Origin of the sequence: Nibrella saemangeumensis, from assembly GCF_039541915.1 — a bacterium.
Lineage (GTDB): Bacteria > Bacteroidota > Bacteroidia > Cytophagales > Spirosomataceae > Nibrella > Nibrella saemangeumensis.
The window spans coordinates 1-19051 of sequence record NZ_BAABHD010000068.1 but is presented as its reverse complement, the minus strand read 5'-3'; the positions used below and the strand labels follow the sequence as shown (position 1 = coordinate 19051).

13 protein-coding genes are annotated in these 19051 nt (G+C 52.7%); 5 read left to right on the top strand and 8 right to left on the bottom strand.

All coding sequences use genetic code 11. The features are described 5' to 3' along the window. Nucleotides 1–7: 7 nt before the first annotated feature. On the top strand, nucleotides 8–2113 hold the full coding sequence (locus ABD949_RS19430) for an IPT/TIG domain-containing protein (protein ID WP_345246059.1): 2106 nt from the start codon (nucleotides 8–10) through the stop codon (nucleotides 2111–2113). Between the two features lie 20 nt (nucleotides 2114–2133). Here ABD949_RS19430 and ABD949_RS19425 read toward each other — a convergent pair whose 3' ends face one another. Further along, nucleotides 2134–2985 carry a DUF6597 domain-containing transcriptional factor gene (locus ABD949_RS19425; RefSeq protein ID WP_345246057.1) on the bottom strand — a complete coding sequence of 284 codons (852 nt, stop codon included), beginning with the start codon at nucleotides 2983–2985 and terminating at the stop codon, nucleotides 2134–2136. Between the two features lie 87 nt (nucleotides 2986–3072). On the opposite strand from ABD949_RS19425, the gene ABD949_RS19420 reads away from it, so the two are divergent. Next, a complete protein-coding gene (locus ABD949_RS19420) occupies nucleotides 3073–3915 on the top strand; it encodes an SDR family NAD(P)-dependent oxidoreductase (protein WP_345246055.1) in 843 nt (280 codons plus the stop codon). Between the two features lie 36 nt (nucleotides 3916–3951). On the opposite strand, the gene ABD949_RS19415 is transcribed toward ABD949_RS19420, so the two are convergent. The 4 genes from ABD949_RS19415 to ABD949_RS19400 all read right to left on the bottom strand — a co-directional run bounded on the left by ABD949_RS19415 (nucleotide 3952) and on the right by ABD949_RS19400 (nucleotide 8184). Then, on the bottom strand, nucleotides 3952–4527 hold the full coding sequence (locus tag ABD949_RS19415) for a Uma2 family endonuclease (protein WP_345246053.1): 576 nt from the start codon (nucleotides 4525–4527) through the stop codon (nucleotides 3952–3954). 107 nt (nucleotides 4528–4634) lie between these two features. Next, nucleotides 4635–5951 carry an adenosylhomocysteinase gene (ahcY, locus tag ABD949_RS19410; protein WP_345246051.1) on the bottom strand — a complete coding sequence of 439 codons (1317 nt, stop codon included), beginning with the start codon at nucleotides 5949–5951 and terminating at the stop codon, nucleotides 4635–4637. Nucleotides 5952–6110: 159 nt separating this feature from the next. Then, nucleotides 6111–6767, bottom strand: a complete 657-nt coding sequence (locus tag ABD949_RS19405; RefSeq protein WP_345246049.1) for an SGNH/GDSL hydrolase family protein — start codon at nucleotides 6765–6767, stop codon at nucleotides 6111–6113. Nucleotides 6768–6888: 121 nt separating this feature from the next. Beyond that, complete coding sequence (locus ABD949_RS19400; protein WP_345246047.1) at nucleotides 6889–8184, bottom strand: UDP-N-acetylmuramoyl-tripeptide--D-alanyl-D-alanine ligase; 1296 nt, start codon at nucleotides 8182–8184, stop codon at nucleotides 6889–6891. Between the two features lie 95 nt (nucleotides 8185–8279). Between ABD949_RS19400 and ABD949_RS19395 the strand changes: the two genes are divergently transcribed. Both ABD949_RS19395 and ABD949_RS19390 read left to right on the top strand, forming a co-directional pair. Then, nucleotides 8280–10544 (top strand): FG-GAP-like repeat-containing protein, encoded by a 2265-nt coding sequence (locus ABD949_RS19395; protein WP_345246045.1) that lies wholly within the window; start codon nucleotides 8280–8282, stop codon nucleotides 10542–10544. A 104-nt stretch (nucleotides 10545–10648) separates the two neighbouring features. After that, entirely contained in the window at nucleotides 10649–10987 is a 339-nt protein-coding gene (locus tag ABD949_RS19390; RefSeq protein ID WP_345246043.1) for a hypothetical protein, read from the top strand. An 89-nt stretch (nucleotides 10988–11076) separates the two neighbouring features. On the opposite strand, the gene ABD949_RS19385 is transcribed toward ABD949_RS19390, so the two are convergent. Next, a complete protein-coding gene (locus tag ABD949_RS19385) occupies nucleotides 11077–12669 on the bottom strand; it encodes a sensor histidine kinase (RefSeq protein ID WP_345246041.1) in 1593 nt (530 codons plus the stop codon). A gap of 594 nt (nucleotides 12670–13263) precedes the next feature. Between ABD949_RS19385 and ABD949_RS19380 the strand changes: the two genes are divergently transcribed. Continuing rightward, a complete protein-coding gene (locus tag ABD949_RS19380) occupies nucleotides 13264–15489 on the top strand; it encodes a DUF7133 domain-containing protein (RefSeq protein WP_345246039.1) in 2226 nt (741 codons plus the stop codon). 6 nt (nucleotides 15490–15495) lie between these two features. Here the strand turns inward: ABD949_RS19380 and ABD949_RS19375 are convergent, their stop codons facing one another. Both ABD949_RS19375 and ABD949_RS19370 read right to left on the bottom strand, forming a co-directional pair. Continuing rightward, nucleotides 15496–16857, bottom strand: coding sequence for an amidohydrolase family protein (locus tag ABD949_RS19375; protein WP_345246037.1), 1362 nt, complete (start codon nucleotides 16855–16857; stop codon nucleotides 15496–15498). Nucleotides 16858–17188: 331 nt separating this feature from the next. Beyond that, nucleotides 17189–18757: a vanadium-dependent haloperoxidase gene (locus tag ABD949_RS19370; protein WP_345246035.1), complete on the bottom strand. Its 1569-nt coding sequence runs from the start codon at nucleotides 18755–18757 to the stop codon at nucleotides 17189–17191. Between the last annotated feature and the right edge of the window lie 294 nt (nucleotides 18758–19051).

Below are 19051 nucleotides of genomic sequence, written 5' to 3'. Positions count from 1 at the left end.
CTCTACAATGATTTTAAAATCAGCCCTACGCCACTGGCTTTTGTTTCTGTGGCTGTTTTGTTCGCTCACTGCCTGCCGACAGGAAGAGGCATTTGAACAGCGCGATTATCCCCGATTACGTGAAACCCTGGTGCTAGCCGTTGAGAAGGCCAGCGCTACATTTGGCGGCACAGTGCTGTCGTCCGGCACCAGCGACATCATTGATCATGGCTTTATCTGGAGAAAGGCGGTGTCTTCCCAACCCGATTTTAAGGATATTCCGGAGAATTTTACAGCGATGGAGCGAATCTCACTAGGCTCTCTCAGGGGCGGGTCAGCTTTCCAGTCAACCGTTAGTTACGGGCTGGAGGCAGGGCAGTCATACTCCGTTCGTGCTTATCTGAAAACTAAAGACGGGTATACCGTTTATGGCCAGCCGGTGGCGTTTGTCAGTCAGGGGTCTGCTCTGCCAGTAATCACCCAAATTCAGCCGGAAAGTGCTGTCTGGGGAGATACCTTAACTATTACCGGTACCAACTTCAGTTATCTGTCTGAGAACATCACCGTATTTTTTGATGAGGGCCTACCGGCTAAGGTACTATCGGCGACACCCACCGTCATACGCTGCCTGGTTCCCGAAAGCCTTACCAAAGAGGAATGCAAGATTAGTATAAAAACGGTTGCGGGGATAGCTACGTCTACGGCCACCTTTAAACTGGATACCAGTAGACCGATAATTGCCGGAATAAGTCCTGCCCTGGGTACGTTTGGAGAGACCTTAACCATTACGGGAAAAAACTTTTCGGGTGCTCCTCAATACTGGCGCGTCGTCTTCGATTACAACTATTATCAGATTCAGGGGGTGGTCACGGACGTAAATCCGACCGAAATAAAAGCGGTTGTACCGGCGCTTGACCGGCGGTTTAGTTCAGTCAAGCTGGCACGGGTAAGCTCCAGTCGCACCATTGTATCAGATCCGGCACCGGACTTGTTTCAGATGAAGCCACCTAAAATTGCTTCGGTCGAACTGCTCAGCTCTGGTGTATCTAAATGGGTAAAAGTCACCGGCAGTGGTTTTAGTAAGCCAGCAGTGACCTTTGCGGGTGTACGAGCCGATGCTGATGCCAGGGTGAGTACCGAGTTTTTGTTTAATCCGGCCGATGGTGTTTTCCCCCGGCCAACCAGCCTGGTCGATCTGAAGGTCACCTCCGCCGAGCAGGAGGATAGCCAGCGGATTTCTTTTACGTATACAGCTCCCTGGGTGAAACGCGCAAACCGGGATATTGGGCCCTTTTCGGGTAGTCCGGGCACGCCTATTGCTGCCTTTGCCCTTCAGGACAACGGTTATTTTCTTTTCTCGCGTGATTTTTATTCACCGGTTCAGGCGTATCGCTACAATCCCCAACTGTACGATTGGCAGCGGCTCCCGGATTTGCCTGTCATGGCAGGGGCCTTCTCCGGCAGTAATCTGGGCACGGTTGTTATAGACGATCAGGCCTATATTCTTAGCGGCAAAATGTACGAGTCGACACCGCCTACAATGTGGCGATACAAACCGGCTACTAATGAATGGAAGGAGGTAAAAGCACCCGGATTACCAATAACCAGCAATCAATATTCGAACAACAGGCCTTATGTAATGACTGGCATCGGCAACAAGGTTTATCTGCTGGCTGGTGAGGAAGGCGGGAGCCTGTGGGAGTACAGCGCTGTGAATGATACCTGGGCGCGGAAGCGTACAAACCTGCTGCCGGCTTCGTCGGTCTTTTCCGGCGCCTTTTCTGTCAATGGTATCCTTTACGGGGTTAGCATTGGTCAGAATCAGGATGTGGCCATGTTGTACAGCTACAATCCAGCTTCCGATGAGTGGCAGCTTAAAACCAACTTTCCGTTTGCCATTGCCAACGCTACTCGTCAATGTACAGCCTACAGCAGCGGTCAGCTTGGTTATATCGTAAGCATGCAGGAGACGGTGTCGTATGATCCTGCGTCGAATACGATTAAAAGACTTCTACAAAACCCAGGTAACAGTTCGAATACATATACCAATACTATTCTAGGGTTTTCGTACCAGAAGAATGCTTACCTGCTCAACGCGGCCTACCTTGATTTTTGGGAGGTAACCCACAATTAATAACAAGCGCCGGGGAATCTCTACGGGTGGCCCGGTCTGTATGCGGTTGCGAATAAATGAGCCAGATCCTGCACATCGGCCCGGTATAAACCAGTAGGGGTCTGATTGGTAAAATACCGGAATTCTTTGTTGAAGTGGGTCTGGTCGTAAAAACCATTTTCCACGGCCAGACCGAGCAGATCCTGTAACCCCTGCCGGCGAAAGCTGAAGTAGGTATGGATGAACCGGTTCAGTCGGGCAAATTCTTTGGGTGATAGTCCCAGATAGGTTTGAAATCGCCGTTCCAGCCATTTGTAGCTGACCTTGAGATGGACGGCCAGGCTGTCGATGGATTGCTGTCCTCTGCTGGTCACTATGCGTTGAACGGCTTCCTGAAAACGCAGATCCTGAGCCGGGTAACGGGCCAACTGCCGGCGCAGGTAGGTTTCTGTGGCTCCGATTAATTGCCCCACTGTCGAAGACGTTAGTACCTGCTCGGTTAATGCCGGTAGCCACGCTCCCAACACCAACTCTGCCGGCCAGGCAGGTTGCCCCCTTAAGCCGGCTACAGGTTGCCGGAGCAGGTGGTAAATTCCTTCGGCTGTGAACCGTATACTAAACAGCCGTTGGGTTTGCGCCTGCCGGGGTACATAGATGCCCTGGCTGTAGGCACCGGTCAGGTACGCCTGCCGACACTCAATGGCTGCTTTCCCCGGTGTAAAAAGTTGCAGGTGGTGCGGCTGGTGCAGAATAAATACCAGACTGGGCAGACCGTCGGGCAGAGCAAATTCCCACGCCCAATCGGCCCTGTTTTCGTAGTAGGCGTAATGGCTGACATACGATGCCAGTTCCGGAGCGGGTGCGTAGCGCTGGTATGTGATGCCTGCTTCCATCGTACCTGTGTCGAAAATTTACTAAAGTTCCTCGGGGTAGCTACCGTACTTTGTGGCTGTTCAACAAAACTACACGAATGTAAAGGTATGCTGACAAACAGCTTAGTAAACGGAACAGTAGCGCTGATTACCGGTGCCAGCCGGGGTGTAGGCAAAGGCATTGCCCACGAACTTGGACTGGCCGGCGCAACGGTCATTGTAACGGGCCGCTCTACCCGCAGCGGTCAACCAGACGACGACCGGCCCGGCACCATTGAAGACACCGCCGACCTGGTTACGGCATCGGGGGGTAAGGGTATCGCCATCCCGTGCGACCATACCAGTGATGAGGAGGTGAAGCGGCTTTTTGCCCGTATTCAGGAGGAGTTTGGAAGGCTGGATATTCTGGTCAACAACGTCTGGGGCGGCTACGAAGGACACGAGGGTAAGATCTTCAGCAAGCCATTCTGGGAGCAGGATCTGGACGTTTGGGAAACCATGTTCCGGGCGGGGCTGCGGGCTCATTTTACCGCCAGCTACTACGCGGCTCCTCTGATGATTGCGCAGCAGAGCGGCCTTATCATCAACATCTCCATTGGCGTAACCGGCAAATACCTTGGCAATGTCATGTACGACACCTGCAAGACCGCCGACGACCGGCTGGCTTTTGCCATGGCGCAGGAGCTACACCCGCATGGCGTTACGGCGGTGGCTCTTTATCCCGGTCACACCCGCACTGAGCGTGTCGAGCGGGTACTCACCAAAACTGGCCACGCGGACAAGTTAACCGAAACCCATTCTCCCCGGTATGTGGGCCGGGCGGTCGTCGCGCTGGCCCAGGACCCACACCTTCTGGATAAAAGCGGTCAGTCCCTCGCTACCGGCGATTTGGCTGCTCTGTACGGCTTCACTGATGTTGATGGACGGCTGATTCCGGCGTTTACGTTTTGAGGTTGAGGTAGCCCGGAATGTAATTCCGGGCTACAACTACAGCAAATCGCTAATCGTTAACTCGAACCCTGGCATTACCTCTTCTCCACCTAATTGCTGACTGAAAGATTTGATCTCTGGCTCCTGATCCGGTCGGTAAATGGTAGTTTGTTGCAGAAAGGGATTGACCAACCAGCCAAGGCGGACGCCGTTGTTCATCCATTTGACCATTTTATCCTGAATCTCCCGTAACTCGTCAGACTCGGAGACCAGCTCAATGACAAAATCAGGGCATACGTGTGCGAATTTTTTCAGATCCTCTTCAGTGACATTCGCCAACCTTTCATGGCTAACCCAGGCGACGTCCGGGGCACGCATGGAGCCATCTGGTAATGTATAACCGCCATTTGAATCAGAAACCCGGCCGAGTTTTGTTTTCCGATTCCAAATACCAACTTCAATGATGAGATCGGTATTTCTAAAGCTTGTTTGAGTTCCGGTAGGCACTTTGAAAAAGATTTGTCCGTTTTCGTCGCGTTCAATATGCAAATCAGGATTGGCCCGGCAGAACTCAAACAACTCATCCTCGGTAAAGCGACCATCCTGGGCAGGTAAGTTGATAGGGAAGCGCATAGATCGTTTTGGTATTGACGTAAAGGACTCTTCTGGGTAACAATTTACACAAAAAAGAAGCACGGCCCATTTCTGAACCGCGCTTCCCTCTCATAACTCTTCACTCCTTAATACCGGTACCACTCCGACTTGAACGGACCTTCTTTGGTGACGCCGATGTAGGCAGCCTGCTCTTCGTCCATGGTGTCAAGTTTGGCACCGACGTGCGCCAGGTGCAAAGCGGCAACTTTTTCGTCGAGCTGCTTGGGCAGCACATATACTTTGTTTTCGTACTTGCCGGGGTTGTTCCACAACTCAAGCTGAGCCAGGGTCTGGTTCGAGAATGAGCAGGACATCACAAACGACGGGTGACCCATGGCGCAGCCCAGGTTGACCAGACGACCTTCGGCCAGGACGATGATTTCTTTGCCGTCAATTTCGTACATATCGACCTGCGGCTTGATGCTGCTCTTGCTATGGCCGTAGTTGGTATTCAGCCAGGCCATGTCGATTTCGTTGTCGAAGTGACCGATGTTGCAGACCACGGCTTTGTCACGCATCTTGCGGAAGTGCCGGTCGGTGATAATACGAACGTTACCCGTAGCGGTAACGAAAATGTTGGCGCGCTCGGCAGCCTCATCCATCGTGACCACTTCGTATCCATCCATAGCGGCCTGCAGGGCGCAGATCGGGTCGATTTCGGTGACTAATACCCGGCAACCGGCACCACGCAGTGATTCGGCTGAGCCTTTACCTACGTCGCCGTAGCCAGCGACCACCGCTACTTTACCGGCCAGCATCAGGTCGGTTGCCCGACGGATGGCGTCGACCAGCGACTCGCGGCAGCCGTATTTGTTATCAAACTTCGACTTCGTAACAGAATCATTCACGTTGATGGCCGGCAGGTGGAGTGTACCGTTCTTCATCCGCTCGTACAGCCGGTGAACGCCCGTAGTGGTTTCTTCCGACAAGCCCTTGATGCCTGAGATTAATTCCGGATAGTTGTCGAACACCATATTGGTGAGATCGCCACCATCGTCCAGGATCATATTCAGCGGCTGGCGATCTTCGCCGAAAAACAGCGTCTGCTCGATACACCAGTTAAATTCTTCTTCGGTCATCCCTTTCCAGGCATACACCGGGATACCAGCGGCAGCGATAGCGGCAGCCGCGTGGTCCTGCGTCGAGAAGATGTTGCAGGACGACCAGGTAACATCGGCACCCAGTTCAGCCAGCGTTTCAATCAGCACGGCGGTCTGGATGGTCATGTGCAGACAACCAGCGATGCGGGCACCCTGTAGGGGCTTTGAGGGGCCAAACTCCCGGCGGAGAGCCATCAGGCCAGGCATCTCGGCTTCGGCCAGCCGGATTTCTTTGCGGCCCCAGTCGGCGAGGGCAATATCTTTTACTTTGTAGGGAACGTAAGCAGACGTTTGCGTTGACATAATAGACGAAGTTTCGAAGTTCTGTAAGCCGAATTAACACCGGCGCAGATGAATTCTATAGAAAGTACAAAATTAGCGAACGCAGGTCAGAATGCCTAACCGGGATGAGCCAGGAAGCAAATAGCTTAGCAAGCGGTCAGACCGTTGGTAGGCAGCGGATTACTTCAGCACCGGTCGCAGCTTCTCCGCCCAGATGACGTATCCTTTTGGGTTCATATGGAGGCTGTCTGCTTTGAATAATTTACCCTTAGGTTGCCCGTTACTATTGAGCATCGGTGTATACACATCCACATAGGTGGTACGGCGCTGTTTGGCCAGAAAATCCTTTATCAGGCGGTTCGCTTCCAGAATGACCGGAAAGTACTGCCGGCGCGACGGGCTGGGTTTCATTGAAATAAAGACGATCGGCGTTTTCGGCAGATCTTTTCGAATCTTCCGGAATAACGTCACAAACCGGTCACAGGCCTCCTGAGCCGATACTTTGCCGGAGGCAACATCATTCTCTCCCGCGTACAGCACGATCTGTTTCGGACGGTACGGAATTATAATCCGGTCGGCGTAGCGGATAACATCAGGCAAGCTGGAACCGCCGAAGCCGCGGTTCAGCACGACCTTATCCGGAAACGACTCCTGCAGGTTATCCCACAGCCGGATCGACGAGCTACCGGTAAACAGAATGGCGTTTTTGGGCGGAGGGCTAACCAGATCTTTGGCTTCAAACGCCAATATCTCCGCCTGAAACGGCGGTACCACCTGGCAATAACCTACAACAGGTAAAACCGCAACAACGGCAAGGCGCAATATGAAACGTAACACAGGTACGGGGAAAGAATGATTGAATGGTTGAATGATTGATTACATAAAGTGTAGAATGAGAGAAAAATAGAGGGTTAAACGGCGAAGCTACCCATTCAATCACTCTATCCTTCAATCATTATCAAATAAACGGCACCACCGACTCCAGCCCAATGCCCCGTGAGCCTTTCACCAGAATATGGGTGTGCTCAAATGGGTGGTCGAGCAGCCAGTTGTGTAACGAAAACTTATCGGGGAAGTAATATGCTTTCGGCAGCGCGGCCAGGGCATATTTCATGTCCTTACCAGCCAGAATAACGACATCGAAGTTACCCGTCGCCACCAGTTCGCCCAGCGCAGCATGCTCCACTTCGCTCTCCGGACCCAGTTCGTACATATCGCCCAGAATGACCACTTTCTTCTGCGCGGACAAATTCATGAACTGCTGCACGGCGGCTGCCATAGACGACGGATTCGCGTTATACGCATCCAGCAGGATGGTGTTGGAGCCTTTAGCCACTACTTGTGATCGGTTGTTGGTCGGGTTGTAGTCGGCGACGGCGCGGTTGGCTTCTTCGGGCGGCACCCCAAAATATTGCCCGATGCAGAGGGCAGCCGCCATGTTTTCGAAATTATACCGCCCTGGCAGGTGGGTAGTTACCTCCCGGCCTTCGGCATCCCGGTATACCACCACAGGCGTATCCTGTACCAGCGTGGCATCATAGGCACCGTCGGGGGTCAGATACGCCACCAACTCGTTAAACTGTCGCTCCTGCGCCATGGCCTGGAGCGTGGCATTGCTGCCGTTTATAAAAACGGTACCGCCCGATTGCGCCAGCCAGTCGAACAGTTCGCCTTTGCCTTTGCGCACGCCTTCGACCCCGCCGAAGCCTTCCAGGTGCGCTTTGCCAATGTTGGTAATCATTCCATGGGTGGGTTCCGCAATGGAGCTGAGCAGGGCAATTTCCCGCTGGTGGTTGGCCCCCATTTCTACTACGGCCATTTCGTAGCTGTCGTTAATGGCCAGCAGGGTTAGGGGTACGCCGATGTGGTTGTTGAAATTGCCGGGGGTGGCGTAGGTTCTGTACTTCTTCGACAAGACATCGGCAATGAGCTCTTTCGTGGTGGTTTTACCGTTGGAGCCGGTCAGGGCGACAATGGGAATGGTGAGCGTCCGGCGGTGGTAGCGGGCCAGCGCTTGCAGCGCCGTCAAGCCATCGTCGACCAGCAGCAGACGCGAATCCCTTTCCGCAACTGCCGGATCATCAACAATGGCGTAGCGGGCTCCTTTTTCCAGCGCTTCCTGGGCAAACTGGTTGCCGTTGAAGGCCGGACCTTTCAACGCAACGAACAAACAATCCGGCGTAATCTTCCGCGTATCGGTCGAAACGCCGGTGCATTCCAGGAATTTATCGTAAAGATGAGACAGAGAAATCATGCACAAACAGACCAAACAAAGGGCCTTCTACGTTAGAATATAAGTTTCGCTTATCCATAACCGGGCATGCCCGGCATCATAAGTCCCAAAATTACATGAAAAATTGGACTGCCGTGGGGCTCTTTGTGGCTTCCTTTTGTTTGCTACCGTTTCTCGGCGTTGCCCAGACTGCTTCCCCCTTTACCTTCCAATATAATCAGCAGGTGCCCGTCTCCATGAACGGTCAGTCGCTGCCCAATGCCTGGGCGGGTGGCCTGAATGCCGCTCAGTTTACCAAAATGCACCTGAACGACGATGGCCGCGAGGACCTGGTGGTCTTTGACCGGACCAGCAACAAGATCAGCACCTTTCTGTCCGACGGTCTGTCCTGGCAGTACGCCCCCGACTACGAAGCGCAGTTTCCGTCGGTGCAGAACTGGATGATACTGGTTGATTATGATGGCGATGGCCGTAAAGATCTGTTTACCCATGTGCCGCAGGGCGTAAAGGTACTGAAGAACGTATCGACCAGCGAACGGGTGAGCTGGCAGGTGGTAGCCGATCCGCTGCTGCACGAAGGACTGTCCTCCTCAAAGCTAAACCTGTACGTTGCGTCGACCGATGTACCAGCGATTGTGGATTTTGACGATGACGGTGACATTGACATCATCGCCTTTGATATAACCGGCAATTACGCCGTCTACTTTCAGAACCTCAGTAAGGACCGGCAGAATGCGGCCAGTACCACGCCGGGTCTGGACTTTAAGCGTACAGGCCAGTGCTGGGGTAATTTCATTAAAGAACATTGCAATGACTTTACGTTTGGGGTTGATTGCAGCGTATCGGGTGGACGGCTGGCCGCTACGGCCAAGGCCAATCCGCGGGCCAAGGTGTTGCATGCCGGTAACACCATTACGGTGATGGATACCGACGGCGACGGCAAAAAAGACCTGCTGTTCGGCCATGTGTCGTGTACCAACGTGGCCCGGCTGCGTAATGCCGGTACGAACAACGAGAAAGCCAACTTTGTCAGTTTCGACGCCAAATTTCCGGCTCAGGATGCGATCGAGTTCAAAATCTTTCCGGCTACTTATTTTGAGGATATGGACGGCGATGGCATCAAGGACTTGGTGGCGTCTCCGAACACTTATAATAATGAGGGAACGCTGATGGATTTCCGGGCGTCGAACTGGTTTTTCAAAAATGTCGGCACCACGGAAAAACCGGACTTTCAGCTTGTACAGAAGAACTTTCTCCAATCAGATATGATCGACTTGGGTGAGAATGCGGCCCCGACGCTGGCTGACCTCGACGGCGATGGGGACATGGACCTGCTGGTGGGGAACGGCGGTATCCGGGGGGATAAAGGGTACCGGGGCAGTATCTGGTATTTCGAAAACAAAGGTACCTCGGGCAGTCCGGTGTTTGAACTGATCACCAGCGACTACCTGCGCCTGTCGGAGACGTTGCAACTGACCGATATTGTACCGGCGCTTGCCGATGTCGATGGGAACGGCTCCCTGGATCTGGTTATTACGGCAACGACGTTTAAAGGGGCGGAGATCCGGGTGCTTTACAACAAGGCTCCGCGTGGGGCGGCTGCCCAGTACACCCTGGCCGACGCTAAATTGCTGCCTGTACCGGACCGCTTCTCACCGGGCGATCTGCCTGTGTTCTACGATGTAGATAAGGATGGTAAACCGGATATGCTACTGGGCAAGGCCTCTGGTAATATCGAATACCACCGGAATACCGGAACGCCCACTACGCCGGCCTTTCAGGTGCAGACAACCGAGTTTGGGGGTATAAAGTTAAATTTGCTGGCCCGTAGCCCATCGCTTGTTATAGCCGACTTCAACGCCGACCAGAAACCGGAACTGCTGACTACCACCCGCGACGGAAAGGTGCAGCTATACCGCTGGCCCGACAGCCCCACCCAGGCTTTAACCCCGCTGGAGGGCGTGGGAGGCATACCCATGCCGGGTGGTGGGCTTATTAGCACGGCGGCTGACCTGGACGGCGATCAACTGCCCGATGTTGTTATGGGTACGATGACCGGCGGACTTCGTTACATCAAAAACACCACCGAGAAGGCGGTTATTACCGGCATAATACCGGTGTTCGGTATTTCCGAAGAAGACATCATCCACCCCTGGGCATACCCCAACCCGACCGAGCGGTATATCAACATCCGGCCGCCTTTTGGTGGCGTAGCCGAAGTGCTGTCGGCCGGCGGGCAGCGCATTCTGCCGGGTCAGTCGGTGCAGGCTGAGGCCCAGACGACTTTCGATCTGGGATCGCTGCCGGACGGGATCTATTTTATCCGCTTAACCGGCGATGGTCACCCGGCCCGGCTGCAGAAGGTGGTGCTGTGGAAATAAACGTTGTTTAAAACCTCCGTCAGTCTTATTGGTTAATACATTCATCCGGCCCAGTCTGGCAGGTAGCGGATGAGCCGGTATTGAACCAATAAAGACAAGACGTTATGGAAAGCAATAACAATGATTCGCCCAATCGGGTAGAGCAGACGGGTGGCCCGGAGGGTGGCGTATCGCCGGAGCGGGTGAATGTGCCCGAAAACGATGTAGATTTCAATCCGGCTGTTTATTCAGAGTTTGGCATGGACGACACCACCGATGTGTACAGCCACCCCGACGATGAAGCGGCCGATACCATCCTTTATACCGACAATATTACGGCGCAACACGCCATGGATCAGGTGCCAAATGGCCCTGCCTTCGACGAACTGCCCGAAGATATGATTGACGAGGAGATCACCGAAGCCGACGAGGATAACGTTGATCCGTATCTGGATGAAAAGTAGTTAGTAGTAGGCAGTCTTCAGCAGGCAGTAGGCATAAAAGGAGCCACTAAGTTGCTCATTCAATTTGCCAACTGCTTACTGCAAACTGCCTATTTCTTTAACCTCACCCCCATATCCTCCACCATCGGTTCCGCTACGGGGAGGTAAACCGTGAAGGTCGCACCCTCGCCGATCTGGCTGTGGGCATTTACGTAGCCCTGGTGGTTGTCGGCCACTTTCTGGACAATGGCCAGCCCGATGCCGGTGCCCTGGTATTCGCTGCGGCCATGCAACCGCTGGAAAATGGTGAAAATGCGGTCCAGGTATTTGTCATTAAAACCAATCCCGTTATCGGCAATGCTGATGGCGTAAAACTCCTTATCGAGATCCGAAGCCCTGACGGAAGTGCCCGGCAGCGGAGTGATGTCGCGGCCGAGTAGTTGGACGCAGTTGATTCGGATGTTTGGAGCGATGGCTGCTTTGGTAAATTTCAGCGCATTGCTCAGCAGATTCTGGAAGAGTTGCCGCAATTGAAGCGCATCGCCTTTGACAACCGGCAGAACAGTGATGTCAATTACCGCCTGTTTGTCACGGATTGCAGTCTCCAGGTCTCCCAGCACTTCACCAACAATAGTCTGCAGGTTTACTTTCCGGAAAGGCTCTCTCTGGGAGGAAATGCGCGAGAAGGTCAGCAGATCCTGGATCAGTACGTTCATGCGCTGAGCCGCCGACCGCATACGGTCAATCAGATCCGTACCAAATGTATCAATAACGTGACCGTATTGCGTTTGCAGCACTTCGCCAAACGCGGTTATCTTGCGCAGTGGCTCCTGTAAATCGTGGGAGGCTATGTATGCAAATTGCTCCAGATTCTTATTCGACCGCTGAAGCTCTTCGATGTACTTCTGCAAATCCTGCTGGTAGCGTTTCGAGGCTGTTATATCGATAAAGGAAACCAGCACGCCATCGTCGAATTTAGCAGCCAGGATCTCGTACCAGCCATTCAGGCCGTCGGCTTCGTAGTAGCTTTCGGTCCGGTACGATGAACCGGTTTCGATGGTCTGCACGTACTGCTCAAACAGGCCGGAATACGCCAGCGTAGGGAAAAGTTTTTTTAGGGTACGCCCCACCATCTCGTCGGGAGACAGGCCTGTAAGACTCGCAGCCGCTTCGTTGGCGAGTTTGAGCTGAAGATCGTAGACCACGCCCTGCTCATTGCGTAAAGCCTTAAACATCACCAGGCCGTTGAGCGAACCGTTGAGCATACTTTCAATCAGGTCGGTCTGCTCCTCGGAGGATTTTTGTCGGAGGTAGCGCTCCGTAATATCATTCAGTGATACCGCCACGCCATCGCCGTACGGAGCCAGGTTGATCGTATACCAGGCTTCGCGACCATTGGGTAGCGGGTAAGCCGCTTCAAATTCGTAGGGTTGGCCACTGGCAATCACCTGGGCTGCATACCGCCAGAAATCCTGCTCCAGGCTACCCGGAAACAAATCGCCAACCAGCCGGCCAAGCATCTGCGCTTCGGTCATGCCGGTAATCTCTTCCGCTTTCTTGTTTGCCAGAATCACGCGGAAGTCCTGAATATCACCTTGTTTATCCCGTACACAATCGTATATGACAATTCCATTGCTGGAAAAGTCTAACGCTGCCCGCAACAGGTGTGGATCGTTGGGGGCAGTCCGCATATTATTCCTCATGGCTATAACATTGAGTACAATGTCCCGGCTGAGGAGTCCCTATTGACAGTAGGTAGCCGGACTGTTCTTGTAATTTTCTTTTTATGTAACTGTTAGCCTACGGTTTTGTTAATCAGATTAGTAGTTGACTGACTAATCATAAACATGGCTGTTCGCATTCCTGGCTGACTCTATCCCTGAACAGCCTAAGGGAAAGATCAGTGGGGGTTCACGTATAAATACCTGCGTTGAAAAGGGTACCCTAAACTGGTTAAAAATATAAAGCAGCCCTTTTTCGTCAAAATCAATACGTAACTATAACCTTTTTTTCGAGTAGACGGCCCTACTAATTATGTAGTTTTGAGTATTCGGTTTATACGTGTATTAACGCAAAAAGGAGGGCGCTATATTGCATACCGCACGCTCCGGTTAGTTACAGGCCGGAGCGCCAACGGTAGGGCAGGTAGGCCTGTCGACACCGTTCAGGCTTCGCAGGCAGTAAGTAGCCGCTTGTCAATGCTTTATGGGCTATAAGCATTGACTATGCTGCCGAACCTCTGCTCTGCTAACACAACAAGAAATCTTTGGTTGGCTCTTCTGGCAACGGGCTGTCTTGTGCTATCCCTTGCCGCCTTCCAGAATCAATCGTCAACCGAAGATCCCTTCGATACGCCCCATACGGTCAGCCAGAAGCCTATCCTCACTCGCCAATCTCCGCAGGAGAGCCTGAAATCCTTTCGCCTGCCCAAAGGATACCGGCTCGAACTGGTCGCCAGCGAACCGATGATTGCCGAACCAGCCGCCATTGCGTGGGATGGCAACGCCCGCATGTACGTGGCGCAACTGGAAACGTATATGCAGACGATCGACGCCAGGGGGCAGGATGAACCCCGCAGCCGGGTGATGCTGTTGGAAGATACCGATAACGACGGCCGGATGGATAAAAGCGCGGTGTTCATCGACAAACTGGTGTCGCCCCGCATGATCCTCTGCGTTGGGCGGGAGGTGCTGGTCAACGAAACCAATTCCTATGACATCTATGCGTATCAGGACACCAACGGCGACGGCAAGGCCGACAAAAAACGTCCGGTGTTCCAGATGCCGAAAAAAGCCTACGGCAATGTGGAGCACCAGCGCAGCGGGCTGGACTGGAACCTGGATAACTGGATTTACGTCACCACCGATCCAGTGCGCTTCCGGTACAGAAACGGGGTGTTGGACGTCGATACGCTGGTCAGCGGCTCAAACGGGCAGTGGGGCCTCACCCACGACAATTACGGCCGGTTGTTCTTCAGTCGGGCGGCTTCGGGTATGGCGGCTTCGGGCTTCCAGATCAATCCCGTCTACGGACAGCTTGATTTGCCGGATGCATTTCAGTCCGGCTTCAGTCAGATCTGGCCCATCGTGAAAACACCCGATGTGAATGGTGGTCCACGGACCCTTCGGCCCGACAGTACCATGTTTGGCTTTACCTCCGTCTGCGGCCAGTCGGTTTTCCGGGGCGACCGGCTGCCCAAAAGCATGGAAGGCGACTACCTCGCAGCCGAGCCGGTGGGCCGCTTCATCCGTCGGGCCAACATCAGCGATACCGACGGCAAGATTTCGCTCGCCAACGTCTATCCGCAGGACGAGTTTATTGCGTCGACGGACATGAACTTTCGGCCGGTTAACATCTACACGGGGCCGGATGGGTGCCTGTACATCGTAGACATGTACCGGGGCGTCATTCAGGAATCGACGTGGGCGCAGCAGGGGAGTTATCTGTACGACCAGATCATGAGCAAAGGCCTCAACCGGAACGTGAAGAACGGCCGCATTTACCGGCTGGTCTACGAGGGGATAGCGCGTGGACCTAAACCCCGGATGCTCGATGAACCGACCAGTAAACTGGTTACGTACCTGAATCATCCCAATGGCTGGTGGCGGGATAATGCTCAGAAAGAAATCATCGTTCGTGATGATAAATCGGTGGTGCCTGCTTTACGAAAAGTGGTGGTAAACCAGACCGGCAATTCACCGGAATTGTACCGGTTACACGCCTTATGGACGCTGGAGGGAATGGATGCTGTCGATAAGCCGTTGCTGCTCTCGGCGCTGATGGACCCGGATCATCAGGTCCGCAAAGCTGCCGTCCGCATTAGCGAGCCCTATGTGAAAAAAGACGACCCGGCTGTGCTGGTCAGGCTTAGCGCAATGGCGGGTGATGCCAGCCGGGATGTACTCACCCAACTCGTTCTGTCGCTGCGTGTATCGGAATCACCCAAGGCAACCGCCCTGGCAGAACAGATCATGGCCCGAAAGCCGGACGACGAACTGCTGACCAGTGTCCGCAAAAGTCTGCAAAAGAATGACGAAGCCAGAAAATACGGCTACAAGCTGATGGCGCTGGACGAATCGGCCCGTAAATCCATCATCGAAGGTGCTACCATCTTCAACTCCCTTTGTGCGGCCTGCCACGGTCCCGAAGGGCAGGGACTGGCGACCAAAGTAGCCCCGCCCCTGATCAGCAAATTCAAGCTGATTGAAAACAAGGATGAAGTCATCAAGATCATGCTGCACGGGTTGAGGGGGCCGGTCGATGGCGAACGCTACAACGACCAGATGCCGGCCATGGGCAGCAACACGGATGAATGGATTGCGTCGGTGCTGAACTACGTCCGCTACGACCTGTGCATGCGCAGCTTCCCGCAGATGAGCGCTGGTTACATCAACTGGGTCATCGTAAAACCCGAGCAGGTAAAAGCCGTGCGGGAGCACACCGCCGGCCGCACCAATGCCTGGACCTGGACCGAACTGCTGGCAGAGCGGGATAAACTGCGCCAGAGTCAGGCTAAGAAGTAATAGATCCTACTGCCGTTCCAGCTTTTTCAACTGCTGCTGTATATAGTCTTTTGACAGCCAGTTGGTGCCGATCATCACTCCTTCAATGTTGCGGGTCTGGCTGATGTCTCGCAGCGGATTACCGTTCAGCAACACCAGATCCGAAACATTACCGGTCTTGATGGTACCCCAATCGGGTTTGTTAAAGTATCGGGCTACATTGACGGTACCCGTGCGCAGCGTCTGGTACGGTGTCAGTCCGGCATCGACCATGTACTGCATTTCGTGGTGAATCGCGAAGCCGGGCACGTTAAAGACCTGGGGCGCATCGGAGCCAAGTAGCAGTTCAACACCGTTTTCCTGACAGGCTTTAATAAGCTGCCGGCGAATCTGCAGAAACTTCTCCGCCCGGTCCTTCCTGAAGTTCGGATTATTGTTGTAGTTGTTCTTGGCGTTCACCCAACTCCGGATCTCTTCCGGCCGCATGTATTTCATCTCCGGCGCTTTGGTAAATTCCTCCGCCGGCATTGGCGACAGCCACCGCTCGGCCAGCGCCTGGGTCGGCACTACCCGAATGTTCTTGTCGCGCAGCGCCTTCATCAGCGCCGGAATTTTGGCCGGATCAGCCCGGTAGCCGATCCAGGCCCCGAACAGGCCGGTTTCCTGTTCCACCAGCGTATCGCTGCCGGGGGTAATGGCTTCCACAAACCCGTCGAGGTGATCGATGGAAGCATACTCCGCATCAATCGCCCGCCAGACACCTACGTTGAACGAAACGTGCCCGGCAAACGGAATACCTAGCTCTTTGGCCGTGCGGGCAATGGCCGGAAACGTCTCGCGGGTAAGACCCGGATGCAGTTTGAGAAAATCATAACCGGCTGCTTTCTGCCGGCGTACCATCTCCGCACCCTGCTCGGCTGTTTTCACACTCTGGCTGCTGAAGGAGGGACCGGAGCTGTAAAAATGCGGCCCCAGAATCTCCCCGCTGTTGATCTTACTCCGTAGCTCCAGGTGCCTCGGGTGGCCCAGCATACCCCGGATGGTGGTAATACCGTTGGCCAGGTATAGCATCAGCACATCCTTCATCGGCTCAATATCATCAATCGGCGGCACGTGCGCGTGAATCTCCGCCCAACCAGGCATCAGGTATTTTCCCTTGCCATCAACCACTAGCGCGTTATTGCCGTACCTGACCCGACCCTCATTGCCCATAGCGGTAATCTTCCCATCCCGCACCACCACCGTCTGATTTTCCAGCACCCGTTCCGCATCCATTGGCACCACGTTCACCGACCGGAAAACAATCTCACGCTGGCGGTTGCTAGCGGGCTGCTGAGCCAGGAGTGATTGGGTCAGGACGACAAGGCAAAGAAAGGATAGGAGACGCATAGTAGTATATTTGAGGGCAAGGCTTTGGTGTATTTGCACTCGAATATAATCCTTTTCGCAAATTGCTATGGTGTTTATTCGAATTTACCGCATCCGAAAAGGTTCCGGAGCGGTTGGTATTTGCATTTTATCGGCTAAAATAAGATCGAGTTGGGTATTGACCCGTAACGGCTCCAACAGTAAACGCTGCTTAGGTCATGGCTCCAATATGGTAATTCCATTTCGAGTGGGATACCATGAAACGAAGGCGTGAGTCTATAACGTAGGTAGAAGCTTACGTGCCCCCTCGGGGATTGCTAATCGGATTGATGGAGGTAACCAGTAGGGATTCCTAATTTATTGGTCTCGGCATTACAGGTGACTTTTGCATCCCATTGCTAAAAATATCTTCTGCAATCTTTAACCCGAGAGGAACTCCACCGATGCCGGCAATCCTCGGATTTGCAGGATCTAATCCTCTGTTGAGAGCCATTCTGTTGTTGTTATTCACAGCGAAGGCGTCGAATACCCAATGTACGCCAAGATATACCCGACTTCTGCCATTTTCTTCAATCATTTGCCATAGCCCTCCATTGGGAAAATTGCGTACATGTCGGGGGCGAACAGTTCCTTCGTTGTCCTGATTTACACCATTTAATTCTTCTGAAACAAAAGAAAGGCTATTAAACAATTGGTCAGCGTTTCTGTCTCCGACGGCTACGCCCCCATTGTTAATACCACCGGGTCCCGGACCGTAAAATAACCGGGCCATGTGCAAAGCAGCAGCCCCGAATGTGGCATGTCCGGATGGATAAGCTGGAAAATTGGGGGTGAAATTTTTGGACCTTCCAACGATTACCTGGTTAAAAGGGAAGGTAGGAGTAGTTTGTTGAGTGGTGATAAAGTTCTTATTCATGGCATTTGTGGCAGGTGCGCCTAAAGGCAGCCATGAGGAGTCGCAGTCGTTGTCTACATTATTTTGAGGAACCGTTTCCCATCCCATGGACTGATCGTGTTCACGAATACCCACAACCGGTCGCCAAAAGTTATGAATGTATTTCTGATCCCAGGCTAAAATGCCAGCATCAGCCATGGCCACATTTACCAGTGTAAACAAACGTGCATTCTGTGCTTCACTATTTCCTCGATCATTAGCTACAACGCGTATAATTTGATTGTATAAACGTGGAGGTGTTCCTAGGCCCGCAGCCCCATCATAACCCCAATAGAGTCCAATTAGCGTTTGATCAGTTATACGGGGTGGTATATTATTAGGTAATGTTCCCATTAAGTTAGGGGCTATTCCTCTGCCGCGTACCTCTCTTAATGCTCTTAAATAATCGGGTGCATTATAGGGAGGTGGTGCCAACTCAAATCTATCTGTGATTGAAAATCCTTTTGAAAGTGCTCCATAGAAAGGCGCGTGAAACCCTTGATCAGAGTTATCCGGATCAGGACGATGAGCACCACGTGCAACAGAAAAAGCATAGCCATCATCACTGGCAGAAGGATCATCTTTTCTGTCATTCAATATATATTGAGCTATCTGCATTCCAAAAGCATGCCCCTCTGCAAGACCCGGTCCCTGTAAGGCCGCAGCTTCAACAGCCTGAAGATGCTTTTGATCAAAAAAAGGCTTTTGGCTATCATAAAGCCTTGATAATGTTGCATGAGCGGCAGTAGCTACTGCCGCTTGCGCTGAAGCACCGGGAGCTGGAGGAATAATGGGAACGGCTGCCGGGATATAAGGTGGGAGTTGAGGATCGTTAACTATTCGAGCATACGCTTCATACATAGCTAAATGAACGATGGCCAGAGCCCGTGAACTGAGCGTTGGTCCCGTCTGTTCCTTTTTTCCATTAGTGTGACTAACCCGATTTGCTTCAAGAGCAACTTCGTTCCAGAATAGTATACAATCCATAATGATATAGTTTTAGAAGTGGTTATAAAGAGGCTTTTTGTAAGTATTTATTTAGAGGTGCTACCGGGATACTTAAGGCTGGTATTTTTTAATTTTTAACCAATACTCTATTTTATAAAAACTAGTTATAATTTATTTCAAATTTGGCGATGGAACGAGACTTGCTATGTAAGAGTATAATGAAAGTAAGGTAGTCCTAAAGTTGTAATGATAGGTTGTAGTGAGTCACTACAAACCGAATGGAGTTGATATGTCGGTTCAGCTTTTTAGAAAAGGACAAGCTCAACCGCACTA